Annotated in this window: 1 protein-coding gene; it reads right to left on the reverse strand. The window is 38.1% G+C overall.

From position 1 onward, the window contains the following. On the reverse strand, positions 1-309 hold a 309-nt coding region (locus HC176_RS18220; protein ID WP_167920410.1), incomplete at its 3' end, for a relaxase/mobilization nuclease domain-containing protein. Positions 310-336: the final 27 nt, after the last annotated feature.

A 336-nucleotide genomic window follows, 5' to 3' on the forward strand; every position in this document is an offset into this window, starting at 1 on the left:
TCGATGGACAAAGGAAATAGCCTGATGATTTCTAAGATTCATCTCTTTCAAGAATTGCTTGGCTATTTCTCCCAGATCTTTCCTGGTCATTTTTTTCCCGTCTTCTATGGTCGGACTTACTACAAAGCTTAAGGTGTTATTAATGCATCTGTCATTTTGTGACTGTATGATTTTAAATTCTTCGGCAATCTCCTGCGGTGTATCTCCTGCCAAAAATTCTTTAAGAACTACTTCGGCATCTTTCTCCTGATTCCAGCCATATGCTATAGATTCTCTTGTACGAGATATGGAGTGTCCCTTCCCAATCATTTTCTAAAGTTTTTTAAGTGGGTTCTT

The sequence above is a fragment of the Tamlana crocina genome, from assembly GCF_012037625.1.